The organism is Salinisphaera sp. SPP-AMP-43, assembly GCF_049568105.1.
In the GTDB taxonomy this organism is placed as follows: domain Bacteria; phylum Pseudomonadota; class Gammaproteobacteria; order Nevskiales; family Salinisphaeraceae; genus Salinisphaera.
In genome coordinates, this window is sequence record NZ_CP145335.1 from 2795069 (window position 1) to 2807805 (window position 12737).

Below are 12737 nucleotides of genomic sequence, written 5' to 3' on the forward strand. Positions count from 1 at the left end.
ACGCCCAGGACGAGGGGGAATTAGCATGCTCAAACCATCGGTGCCACACGCGCTCGGCGCTTCGTTATTCAGCCTGGCGGTCGGTGTCGTGCCGGTCGCCCTCGCCCAGTCGAACACCACCCAGATCAGCGCCAACGGTCTGACCTGCTTCAACGGCTATGGCTATACCCTGGACGGCGGTGACTATCGCTATACCGAGCACCACGAAGTTCGTCGCATCGACGGCCAGATCACGACCTGGAACGTCATCTATATCGGCCGCCAGGGCCGGGTGCTGGCCAAAAAACATATGGATTTTTCCGAAAATCCGACTGTGCCTGTCTATCGCATGATCATGCCGGCCTCCGGTTATCAGGAAGGCATTCGGCACCAAAACGGGCGCTGGCGCATGGCCCGGCGCGAGTCCGCGGATGCCAAAATCAAGACCAAGGCATTCGAGATCGACAAGCCGATGGCCGCCGATGCCGGTTTCAACATCCTGGTTCAGAACTACTTCGACACCCTGCAGGCCGGCCAGATGCTGCCCTTCAAGTTCGTGGCCGCCGGGCGGCAGTCGGTGATCGATCTCAAAGCCAACAAAACCGGCGCGACGACATTCGAAGGCCGGCCCGCTGTGAACTTCACCGCCAAGCTGGATATGTTTCTGGTCGGCTGGTTCGTCAGTTCACTGAAGCTGACCTACGATCCGGCCACCCGACGCCTGCTCGAATACCGTGGCATCGGCAATATCCGCGGCCGCGATGGCAAGGTCTATCCGGTACGAGTCAGCTATTACTCGCAGATGCCCCAAGCCGCGAGCGCACATGATGCACCTGCAGCCAGCTGTGGTTCGACAGACGCCGACTGGAACGCCTGAGCCGGCCATGAAAAAGGCCGCCCTTCCGGGCGGCCCTGCGATACGTCGATCCAGCCGGCGGTTTGGCTAGGCGTGGCGCGCGAACTCGGGCTGGCGTGCCAGCCAGGGCTGCATCCGAGCAAAGGCTTCTTCGATCTGTTCCATCGAGGTCGAGTAGGAAATCCGCAGCAGGTTCGACGAGCCTTCGCCAAAGGCATCGCCCGGAATCACGCAGACGCCGGTTTCCTCGAGCATGCGCATAGCCAGCTTGCCGGCATCGACACCGTTCGGCAGCGACGGCGCAATATAAAAGGCGCCCTGGGGCCAGTAGCCGGTCAGCCCTGGGGTATCGCCGACCAGATCGACCACCCGATCGCGGCGCCGGGCATATTCGGTAACCATCTCCGTGATGCACGACTGATCGCCATATAGCGCGGCCACACCCGCCCATTGGGCCGGAGTACTGGCGACCGTGGTGGTGAACATATGATAGCGCCGCAGCGTCCGAATGGTGTTCTGATCGGCTACGATCCAGCCTACCCGTAAACCGGGCATGGCGTAGGTTTTGGAGAAACTCGACACCACAGCGACCCCGTCGAGGTCAGTCGCACAGGACAGCACGCTCGGGTAATCGATATCGTCGAGGATAAGATTGTCGTAAACCTCGTCCGACAGGATCTCTACCCCGCGATAAGCGGCTTCCTGACACAGCCATTCGATCGTCTCGCGCGGATAGACCGTACCAGTCGGGTTCGACGGCGAGTTGAGGATGATGGCATGGGTGTTCGGGCCGATCATGTCGATGATCCGCTCGGGATCGATCTGGTGGCCTTCGCTGGCCTTGGTCGGCACCGTACGCACTTGGCCGCCGTTCATACGGATGAGCGGCGCATACAACAGGAACGTCGGATCCGCGATGATGAATTCCCGCCCGGGCGCGGCCATGGCGGTCAGCATCAGATAGATGCCTTCGGTCGCCCCGGTGGTGATCAGGAAATTGTCCTCGGTGAGCGTGCTGCGATACTTGGCGTTGTAGTATTCCTTCAACGCGGTCAACAACTCTGGGAGCCCAGCGTCCATGGTGTAGCCGGTCTGACCATTTTGCAGCGCATGGATATGCGCATCGATGATGTGCTGCGGGGTCGGGAAATCCGGCTGACCGATCGACAGATGAACGACGTCGTCGAGTTCTGCGGCCCGGTTGACCATGCGCCGGATCCCCGAGACCGGAATCGCATGCATGGCTGGGTTCCATACCAGCCGATCGCGGACATAACGCTTCTGTGGGTCCGGCGGCAGAACCTGCTCGCTGGATTCCAGATTCACAGCCATGACAACCTCTTGGTGACGGGTATAAGGGGATTTCCCGAGGAATCTTTACCGAGCGTAGGCACCCGTCTATCCCCGGGTCAAGCAAAGTGTTTTACCGGCGCGCAGTCGCTTTGTTGACGCCTGCTTTGGCGGCTAGGTACTTTGACTGGAATATTCTCCAGAAACCGCGCTTTCGCGCGCTACTCGTGCATGTCTGAAACCGGGTCCGATCCCTCTTACGGCGCTTCCAAGTCCGCCGCTTTGCGCATCACGGTATTGAGCGATGCGCCCGATGGCCCGCCCGGCATAGACCGCCTCGACGGTCGCGCCGAGATCGTCCTGGCCCATGACGAAGACAGCCTGCGGCGCGCCCTGCCCGGCAGCCAAATCCTGTTGGTTACCGATTTCCGTACCGATGCGCTCGAAGCCGCCTGGGACGCGGCCGATTCGCTGGAATGGGTACACGCTGCGAGCGCCGGGGTCGATCAGCTCATGTTCGATGATTTGATCGAGTCGGACATCCCGGTCACTAATGCCCAGGGCATATTCGATCGCAACATCGCCGAATACGTGCTGACTCAGATCCTGATGTTCGCCAAGGACAGCGCGCACAATCTCGTCTACCAACAGGCCGAGCGCTGGGTGCATCGCGATACCGAGACCATAGAGCACAAACACGTGTTGGTGGTCGGCGCAGGCTCGATCGGGCATGCGATCGGCCGGCTGTGCCGGGCCGCCGGGATGCAGGTCTCGGGCGTGGCTCGACGGGCACGCGAGGCCGACGACGTTTTCGATGCGGTCTACGCCCAGACCGATCTCGATGCGCTGCTCCCAAAGGCCGATTACGTGGTGGTGGCAGCCCCGCTGACCGAATCCACCGAAGGCCTGTTCGATGCGCCGCGCTTTGCTGCCATGGCCACACATGCGCGATTCATTAATATCGGGCGGGGTGCGATCGTGGTGACCGAAGACCTAGTGGCCGCCCTGGAGGCCAACGAAATCGCGGGTGCTGCCCTGGATGTGTTCGAAACCGAACCGCTGCCCACCGGCCACCCACTCTGGGCGATGGACAACGTACTGATCTCGGCCCATATGGCCGGTGACTTCATCGGCTGGCGCGAAGCCCTGATCGACCAGTTCATCGCTAACCTATCGCGCTGGCAAGACAGACAGCCGTTATTCAACCGGGTCAGCAAGCGCTACGGCTATGCCCCGTCGCAGGGCGTCGACGAATCGACGCCCTCGGCCTCGAATTGAAAACAGCCAATCCGACCCGATGCTCGGGCTGTTATCTGTGGGTCAGCGCCTTCGCGCTCGTCAGCTCCCAAAGCCTAAAGGACCGCATATGATCGAATCCTATCTTCTCAAACGCATCGCCGGTTATATCGACGGCCAGTGGGGCGAAGCCGATTCCGGCGAAACCGCCGAAGTCCTCAACCCGGCCAATGGCAAGCAGCTGGCCGAAGTGCCTTACATGCGCGCCGAGGAAACCAAGCGGGCCATTGCTGCAGCCAAGGCAGCAATGCCGAACGTGCCGGACGCCGCGACCCGCCGCGAGTGGCTCGAAGACACCCGCGATGCGCTGCTCGACGAAAAAGAAGAAATCGGCCGTATCCTGTGCCTGGAACATGGCAAGCCGTGGAAGGAAGCCCAGGGCGAAGTCGAGTACGCGGCGAGCTTTTTCGACTACTTCGCCGGCATGATGGAAGACGCGCTCGCTCCCGAGACGCTCGCGGAAAAAGTCAAGGACCTGACATGGACCGTGCACAAGCGCTCGATTGGCGTGGCCGGCCTGATCACGCCTTGGAACTTCCCGATCGGCATGATTGCCAAGAAGATTGCCCCGGCGATCGCTGCAGGTTGCCCGACCGTGACCAAACCGGCCACTGAGACGCCGCTGACCATGATCGCCATGTTCCAGCTCATGCACGAACGCCTGGATCTGCCCAAGGGCATGATCAACCTGGTCATGGGCAGCTCGAAGGATATTGGCGGCGAATTGATGAGCTCCCCGGATGTGCCGATGATCTCGTTCACCGGCTCGACCGGGGTCGGCCAACTGCTGGTCGAACAGTCCAAGGACTGGGTCAAGAAGCTCGGCCTGGAACTCGGCGGCAACGCACCCTTCATCGTGCTCGACGACGCCGACCTGGACGCCGCAGCCGACAACCTGATCGCCAACAAATTCCGTGGCGGCGGCCAGACCTGTGTCTGTGCCAACCGGATCTACGTCCAATCCTCGGTCTATGACGAATTCTCGAAGAAGGTCATCGACCGGGCCAAGGCGCTCAAGGTCGGGGACGGCATGGACGAGGACGTCGATATCGGTCCGCTGATCAACGCGGCCGGCTTCGACAAGGTCAAGGATCATGTGACCGATGCCCTGTCCAAGGGGGCCAAGCTGGAAGTCGGCAAGGACCCGAAGGAACTGGATTCGTCCAAAAACCTGTTCTACTCGCCGACCGTGATCACCAACGTCACACACGACATGAAGTGCTGCCAGGACGAGACCTTCGGGCCGCTGGTTCCGCTGATTGCCTTCGAGACCGACGACGAAGCACTCAAACTGGCCAACCAGACCGAATTCGGCTTGGCTTCCTATGTCTTTGGCAAGGACTCGAAGCGGGCCCATGCCATTATCTCGAAGCTCCACTTCGGTCACTGTGGTCATAACACCGGCACCGGCCCGGCCGCGCATGCACCGTTTGGCGGCATGCTGCAGTCCGGCGTCGGTCGCGAAGGTGGGCATGACGGCCTGATGGAATATATCGAACTGCAGACCGTGCCCTCGGCCGGCTAGGCCACAACGGTCGATTCACGATCGATCGCAGCTACGTCAGCATACGGCGGCCTTCGGGCCGCCGTTTTTTTTTGGCGATCATCCGACCATAAGACAAACCATTGCAGTTCAAGCCACAGCGGGCGTATGTTGCGGGTTGGACATAACCTGCCGGCAGCCTGCCGGTCACCATTCACGAGCTGTAATCGGAACCCCCTGTGAAAGCCTATTTCGACGACGTCCAGAACCAGCACGATCCGCAGAGTTATCTCAGCCGCGGCGCCATGCGCAAGCCGCAGGAAGTGCCGGCTCGTATCCCGCCACTTCTGTCGGCGCTCGAAGGCCTTTCGATCGAGATCGATACGCCGCGCGATCACGGCATGAACCCGATTTCGGCGGTCCATGACATGGGCTATCTGCGCTATCTCGAGTCGGCCCACCGCCGCTGGCCGGAGGACTGGGGGGCCGAAGTGATGTCCAACATCTATGTCCGCGAAGGCAACCCGATGAAGGGCATACTCGCGGAGACGGCCTATTATATCGCCGACGGGAGCTCGCCGATCGGCCCACAGACCTGGAATGCGGCCTATGCCAGTGCCCAGTCCGCGCTGTCCGCCGCCGACGACATTGCAGCTGGTCAGAAGGCGGCCTATGCTATCTGCCGCCCACCGGGCCACCACGCCCGTCCGGACGCCGCCGGCGGCTTCTGTTTCCTCAACAACGCCGCCATCGCCGCCAACCATCTGCGCGGCACCTTCGACAAAGTCGCCGTGCTCGACCCGGACATGCATCATGGTCAGGGCGTGCAGGAAATCTTCTACGAGCGCGACGATGTCCTTTACGTCTCCATCCACGGCGACCCGACCAACTTCTACCCCGTCGTCAGTGGGTACGAAGAAGAACGCGGCGCCGGCAAGGGCTATGGCTTCAACGTCAATCTGCCGATGCCGCACGGTTCGAGCGAGAGTTTCTTCTTCGAGAAATTCGACGAAGCATTGACCGCGATTCGGCTGTTCGAGGCGGATGCGATTGTCGTGGCACTCGGCTTCGATACCTACTACGAAGATCCGCAGGCCAAGGTATCGGTCACGTCGGAAGGCTTTCAGCGCATGGGCCGGCTGCTTGCCGAAACGGGCAAGCCGATTTGTGTTGTTCAGGAAGGCGGCTACGACGTCGATCATCTGGGCGTTAACGCCACCCACTTTTTCAACGGTCTGTTGACGCAGGGCTGATCGGCGACGACAGCACAGCACGGACGGCCTGCGCCGGTCGACCGCGACGGGGCCGCTACTTTTAGCGCCCCGTCGTTGTTTTCAGGTTTTTTTTCGCCGACGCCCTCTGCGTCGACGCCTCTCTTGATCTTAAATATTTGCCCGGTTTTAGATATTGTTCGGGCCCCCTCGGAAGGCAGATAGACACCCTCTTTTCAATAGCCAAAGACTATCGACAGCATTTTAATAATAGATTTCATTTTGGCTCCTAGGTCATGAAGAATTAGACTTTCGTTCTAGACCTTTAGTCTAATAGGAGTCGATATGTCCCTTATCAACACGTTCGTCAAACCGTTCAAGGCCTCCGCCTATCACAACGGTGAATTCGTCGAGGTTTCAGACGAAACGTTGAAGGGTCAGTGGTCGGTTCTGTGCTTCTACCCGGCCGACTTCACTTTCGTCTGCCCGACCGAGCTTGAGGACCTGGCCGACCTGTACGAGGAATTCTCCTCGCGCGATGTCGAAGTCTACGGCGTATCCTGCGATACGCACTTTGCGCACAAGGCCTGGCATGACACCTCAGAGGCAATCAGCAAGGTCCAGTATCCGCTGATCGGCGATCCGACCGGCACCCTGGCGCGCAACTTCGAAGTGATGGTCGAAGACGAAGGTGTGGCCCTGCGCGGTACCTTCCTGATCAACCCTGAAGGCCAAATCAAGCTGTTCGAGGTTAACGACGAAGGCATCGGCCGCGACGCCAACGAAATGTTGCGCAAAGTCCGCGCGGCACAGTACGTGGCCGCCCACCCAGACGAAGTCTGCCCGGCCAAGTGGAAAGAAGGTGAGGAAACTCTGAACCCGTCGCTGGATCTGGTCGGCAAGATCTAAGCGACTCGAACCCCCACGGTTCATAAGGCCGGCCGCAAGGCCGGCCTTCCTCGCATCAACGGAGCGATCCTTCCATGTTGGATGACAACATCAAGCAACAGCTGACGGCCCACTTCGATAAGATCGAGCACGACATCGAGATCGTAGCCTCGGCCGACGAGGGCAAGGGCTCGACCGATATGCTGTCGATGCTCGAGGAGCTGGCCGCGCTATCGCCCAAGATCTCGCTGCACGAATCCCGCGACGACAACGAGCGCAAGCCCTCTTTCAACATCACCCGTGCCGGCAGCGACATGCACCTACGCTTTGCCGGCATTCCAAGCGGCCACGAGTTCACTTCGCTCGTACTGGCGCTGCTGCAGGCGGGGGGACATCCGGTCAAGGCCAGCGACTCAGTGATCGCGCAGGTCGAGAACCTCGACGGCGAGTTTCATTTCGAAACCTATATCTCGCTGTCGTGCCAGATCTGCCCGGATGTCGTACAGGCGATCAACGTGATGGCCGTGCTCAATCCCAATGTGCATGCCACCATGATCGACGGTGCCCACTTTCAGGACGAAGTGGAATCGCGCGACGTCATGGCGGTGCCGACGATCTTCCTCAACGGCGAGGCATTCCATTCCGGTCGTATCAGCTTGGAAGAGATCGTCAACCGTATCGACGATAGTGCTGCCGAGCGCGATGCCGCCGAAATCGACGCCAAGGATCCCTTCGACGTATTGGTCGTCGGCGGCGGCCCGGCTGGCGCATCCGCAGCCATTTATGCCGCGCGCAAGGGCATTCGCACCGGCGTAGTCGCGGATCGTTTCGGTGGCCAAGTCTTGGATACCGCCGCGATCGAGAACTTCATCTCGGTACAAGAAACCGAAGGCCCGAAGCTGGCGACCCAGCTCGAGCAGCATGTGTTGTCCTACGAGGTCGACATCATGAAGCCGCAAACCGCGGCCGAGTTGGTACCGGGCGATCTGTTCGAGGTCAAACTCGACTCGGGCGCCAGCCTGCAGTCGCGCTCGATCATTTTATCCACCGGTGCCCGCTGGCGTCAGATGAACGTGCCGGGCGAGGAAGAATATCGCAATCGCGGTGTCGCCTACTGCCCGCACTGTGACGGCCCGCTCTACAAGGGCAAGCACGTCGCAGTGATCGGCGGCGGCAACTCCGGGGTCGAAGCTGCGATCGATCTGGCCGGTATCGTTTCGCATGTGACGCTGGTCGAGTTCGAAGACAGTCTGCGCGCCGATGCCGTATTGCAGAGCAAGCTTCGCAGCCTGGGCAACGCAACCATCATCACCAGCGCCAAGACCACCGAAGTGGTCGGCGATGGCAAAAAGGTCACCGGGTTGAAGTATCTCGACCGCACCAACGACGAGATGCACGATATCGCCCTGGAAGGCGTGTTCGTCCAGATCGGCCTGATTCCGAACACAGATTGGCTCAACGGCGTAGTCGATATGACGCCACGCGGCGAGATCATTACCGACGAGCACGGTCAGACCTCGATCCCTGGCGTGTTCGCCGCCGGCGATGTTACGACCGTGCCCTACAAGCAGATCGTGATCGCCATGGGCGAAGGCGCAACCGCCTCGCTCGGCGCTTTCGACTATCTGATTCGCAAGTCGGCGCCGGTCGAGAATGCAGCCGAGCCGGAAGCTTCCGAGACCGCTTAAGACCTGGCGCACCCACATCGATCGTTCGGGCGACCATTTGTCAGCCGTGCGGCCTGTCGTATTCGGCAGGCCGCTTTTTTTAAAGAGTTTTAATGCTGGAATTGCAGGCGATCGACGACCGATTCGCCTGAAGCCGATCGCTCGATCCGATCCGGTGGCCCTCGGCTTGACCGGATAACGTAGGGCGCAATGCCCGATGAAACCATATCGAGCCGCTGAATCGACGTCTTCGCGCCTGGCCCAGAACCCACCAGCGCAAACGCCGCACTACACGCCGCCCCCGGTCTCGCTAGGTTTGTTCGTCAGCCTGCTATAAAAACCCTACGCGAACAGCTGCCGCCTTGCTGCACACGGGATATCTAGACACGCCGCCGTCTTTGGTTCGGTGTACAGCCGCCCAGAACACTCGTCACGTGATAACCGCCGCGTTCAGCTGGAATATGCCCGAACCACGGGCCCTCAACCGGCGCGCGAAGCCTCGGCACGCAGCGAATCGTTCAGCACTTTGATCGTGATCGTCATCCCCTGATCGACACGGGTCTGAATGTCGGCATCGATCTGACGGGCCAGTTCTGTCACCAGTTCTCGGCCTTCGCCCCCTGCGCCGTTGTCCAGCGCCCCCCGGCCGTCGTCGGCGACCACTAAAGTCAAGTAGCCGGATTCGTTACGCAGCGTAACGCGCACCGTACCCGATTCCCCCTCCGGGAAAGCATGCTTGGTGCTGTTGGCAATCAACTCGTTCACAATCAAGGCTAGCGGAATCGCCCGATCGAGATCGGCATGCACCGGCTCGGCATCGGTTTCAATATTGATACCGGCCTGCTCGGAGGCATAGAACGCATGCAGGTTCGCGCAGAGCTCTTCCAGATACTGGCCGAAATCGATATCCCGGGCGCGACCGGATCGGTATAGATACTGGTGTAGCTGGCCGAGCGTGGTGACCCGGTTGCGTACCGCACGAAAACGTCGCCGCGCCTCGGGATCATCGAGGCGCGACGTCTCGATAGACAGCAGATTGCTAACCACCTGCAGGTTGTTCTTGACGCGATGATTGAGCTCATCGAGAAGGGTTTCTTTTTCTTTGAGCAGCACGTCCTTTTCACGAACCGTACGCTCGAGAGCCTGTTCAGCCGCGCCCCGCTCATGCGCCGATGCGAGCACATTCGCCAGCGACTGCAGAAACGCGACATCGTCTTCGTCAAACGAATGGCTACTCGACGTATCCGCCTCCAGCAGCCCAAACGGCTCGCCGGTTCCCTGGATGATCACATTGATCGCTTTGTCGACCCCATGCTCTGCAAGCAGCTCTGGCGTGCGGAAACGCGAATCCTGTCCGAGGTGGTTCGAAATCACCGGCCTGCGCGTATGCAGCGCATAGCCGGCTGGTGAATTCAGCCCTCCCTCGATAGTCGCATTCCCCACCACGCCGAGTTTCCAGCCGACCCCGGCATAGACAAAAAAATCGTTTGTCTCTGGCCGATAAACCAGAACCTTGGCCAGGTTCGAAAGCACCCCCTTGGCCGCCAGCCGGGCCGCATCGTGCGCTAGGTGCTCGAGGTCGCGATTCTGCAATGCCTGCAGCCCTAGTTCCGAAATCAACGACTGCTGTCTTAGACGGTACTCGATCGTTTTCTTTGGCATGTCTCAACTAAGCAAAAAACGAAGATCATCCTGATTCGAACGTACTGGAGGGTCCCAACCCACGAACGGTTCGCTACGCCGGCATGCCCGCCATTCCCTGCCCCGGTCCGCTGAACGAATATGTGGCCGGCATGCCCTCAGTTGTGCCGGACACTGCGGTGGCCGCTCAAAGCCGGAGCGTAAGGCAAACCGCCCTGTCAGACGTGGGGTCAATGCGCCGCATTCCAGACCGGGCACGACTTTAACGTTTCGGTCGATACGCTCTGCGATAGCATATCGCAATCTGGCCTTGTATCCGTACGCCCAGCGCGCAGCTTGGCCGGGGTGGCGACCCCTGGTCACATGATCCCGTTCAAACATATAAGAAAATATCTCGATTATTCACTCAAGTTTCGTCGGGGTGGGTCGATAAGCATGGGAACAATGTGGCCTGCTTATCTGTGAACGTATGAGTCGCTGCCCACCCTCAATCGCTCGAAACGAATCACTACGTCTGGCCGAAGTACGCGCCCTGGGGTTGCTCGATACCCCGGCCGAGGAGCGATTCGACCGGTACACGCGTCTCCTATCGAGCGTCTTGAGCGCACCGATCGCCCTGATGACGCTGGTTGAAGAAAGCCGCCAATGGGCCAAGTCTTGTATCGGCACCGACCTTGTCGAGCTTCCGCGCGAACATTGTTTTTGTGCACACGCGCTGGACCAGTCATATCTCGAGATTGCTGACGCTCAGCTTGATGCCCGGTTTTGCGATAATCCCCTAGTGTTGAGCGCCCCCTATTTTCGCTTTTACGCAGGGGCCACGATCAACGGCCCGAGCGGGCAGCCCGTCGGCACGATCTGTATTTTGGATCACCAGCCGCGTCGCCTGTCGGACGACGAACGCGAGCAACTCATAGCGTTTGCTCGACTCGTCGAGCACGAGCTCAACCAGCAATCGCGTTTTCGCAGCTGGGCGAATTCAGTTCAGTACGAGACGCTGCACGACGCACTGACCGGTCTGCCAGACGCGAGCCTGTTCGAGCAGCAGCTCGCCCAAGCACTGACCGAGGCCGCCCAACAAGACCAGCCGCTGGCTGTTGCCCAGATCCGGCTGACCAATTTCGAAGCGTTGACCACGCTCGAAGGTCGCAGCGGCGGCGATGCCGCGCTACAGAGTGTCGCCGAGCGCCTCCAGCAACGGCTTCGGTCCAGCGACTGTATTGGACGTCTTGGCACCGACCGGCTCGGCATGGTGATCCCCAATCTTGGCCGGCCCACCGATACAGCAGCCCGTATTCACAAACTGGTTGAAGGCCTGATCGCGCCGGTGGAAATTAACGGTTCGTTCCGCCCAATCCGGATCGCGGCCGGTATCAGTTGCTACCCCAACGACGCCGTCACTGCTGCCGGACTGCTGGATCTGTCCGATGCAGCGGTCGATGCTACGAGCGGCGAACAGATCGGGGTCCGCTTTTACTCCCCGGCGGGCCACGCCTTCGCTGCGCGCCAGCACGATCAGACTTTTCGTCTGGGCGAAGCATTGCAGCACAATGCGCTGCAGCAGTTCTATCAGCCAATCATCGACTGCCGCAGTCAACAACTCGTCGGCTTCGAAGCATTGGCGCGCTGGCACGACGACGTCTACGGCCAGGTCAGTCCGGCTGAATTCGTACCGCTGGCCGAAGCGCATCCCGAACTCTGTCGCGAACTCACCCGGTGGTCACTCGAACAGGCCTGTCAACAAGCCACCTGCTGGCGTAACGACGGCCAATTCTTCGACTATATTTCGGTTAACGTACCCAGCGGTGAACTCTATCGTCGTGATTTCATTCGTCTCGTCACCGACATCTTGAACCACTACCGCCTCCCGCCCGAGTGCCTGACCCTTGAAGTCACCGAACAGAGCCTAGTCGCGGACGTCGATACCGCGATCGATATCATGAGCGCCCTACGGCGATTCGGTGTGCGCTTTGCTGTAGACGACTTTGGAACCGGCTATTCATCGCTTCGGTACCTGCAGCAGCTGCCCCTGGATATTCTCAAGATCGACCGGAGCTTTATCCGGCCGATCATAGAAGATCAGATCACACGCAAACTGACCCACGGCATCCTTCAAATCGCCGATACCTTGAGCCTGTCGGTCGTGGCCGAAGGCGTAGAGACACTGGACCAGCTGCAAATACTCCGACAACTGGGATGCAGCCAAGCCCAAGGTTTTCTATTCAGCAAGCCCATGGCAGCCGAGGATATCGCTTTCTCCGCCCCGGCGATCGAGGCGGCTGTCGGATAAACTGGCCAGGATGCGGCGCCCTTCCGGCTCGACCGGGCGCCCGCATATCGGACTAAAACCCGCCGGAGCCGGCGGCGCCGCCCAAGCCAGGGCGCCGCAACCCGGCCGCTACGATGCACTACGCCTGACCGAGCGG

9 protein-coding genes are annotated in these 12737 nt (G+C 60.2%); 7 read left to right on the forward strand and 2 right to left on the reverse strand.

The genetic code is table 11. The features are described 5' to 3' along the window. Window positions 1-25 precede the first annotated feature (25 nt). Entirely contained in the window at window positions 26-856 is an 831-nt protein-coding gene (locus V5738_RS12030; RefSeq protein WP_423821046.1) for a hypothetical protein, read from the forward strand. Window positions 857-922: 66 nt separating this feature from the next. Here the strand turns inward: V5738_RS12030 and V5738_RS12035 are convergent, their stop codons facing one another. After that, window positions 923-2167, reverse strand: a complete 1245-nt coding sequence (locus V5738_RS12035) for a pyridoxal phosphate-dependent aminotransferase (protein WP_423821047.1) — start codon at window positions 2165-2167, stop codon at window positions 923-925. 189 nt (window positions 2168-2356) lie between these two features. On the opposite strand from V5738_RS12035, the gene V5738_RS12040 reads away from it, so the two are divergent. The 5 genes from V5738_RS12040 to ahpF all read left to right on the forward strand — a co-directional run bounded on the left by V5738_RS12040 (window position 2357) and on the right by ahpF (window position 8691). After that, on the forward strand, window positions 2357-3403 hold the full coding sequence (locus V5738_RS12040) for a D-2-hydroxyacid dehydrogenase (RefSeq protein ID WP_423821048.1): 1047 nt from the start codon (window positions 2357-2359) through the stop codon (window positions 3401-3403). A gap of 88 nt (window positions 3404-3491) precedes the next feature. Next, window positions 3492-4946 (forward strand): NAD-dependent succinate-semialdehyde dehydrogenase, encoded by a 1455-nt coding sequence (locus tag V5738_RS12045; protein ID WP_423821049.1) that lies wholly within the window; start codon window positions 3492-3494, stop codon window positions 4944-4946. Window positions 4947-5143: 197 nt separating this feature from the next. Further along, the gene (locus tag V5738_RS12050) at window positions 5144-6157 is read left to right on the forward strand and encodes a histone deacetylase family protein (protein WP_423821050.1); all 1014 of its coding nucleotides are present in this window, start codon (window positions 5144-5146) and stop codon (window positions 6155-6157) included. A 303-nt stretch (window positions 6158-6460) separates the two neighbouring features. After that, entirely contained in the window at window positions 6461-7024 is a 564-nt protein-coding gene (gene ahpC, locus V5738_RS12055; RefSeq protein WP_423821051.1) for an alkyl hydroperoxide reductase subunit C, read from the forward strand. Window positions 7025-7098: 74 nt separating this feature from the next. Then, complete coding sequence (gene ahpF / locus V5738_RS12060; protein WP_423821052.1) at window positions 7099-8691, forward strand: alkyl hydroperoxide reductase subunit F; 1593 nt, start codon at window positions 7099-7101, stop codon at window positions 8689-8691. Window positions 8692-9150: 459 nt separating this feature from the next. Here the strand turns inward: ahpF and V5738_RS12065 are convergent, their stop codons facing one another. Continuing rightward, window positions 9151-10332, reverse strand: a complete 1182-nt coding sequence (locus V5738_RS12065) for a sensor histidine kinase (RefSeq protein WP_423821053.1) — start codon at window positions 10330-10332, stop codon at window positions 9151-9153. A gap of 448 nt (window positions 10333-10780) precedes the next feature. Between V5738_RS12065 and V5738_RS12070 the strand changes: the two genes are divergently transcribed. Further along, on the forward strand, window positions 10781-12601 hold the full coding sequence (locus tag V5738_RS12070; protein WP_423821054.1) for a putative bifunctional diguanylate cyclase/phosphodiesterase: 1821 nt from the start codon (window positions 10781-10783) through the stop codon (window positions 12599-12601). Window positions 12602-12737 lie beyond the last annotated feature (136 nt).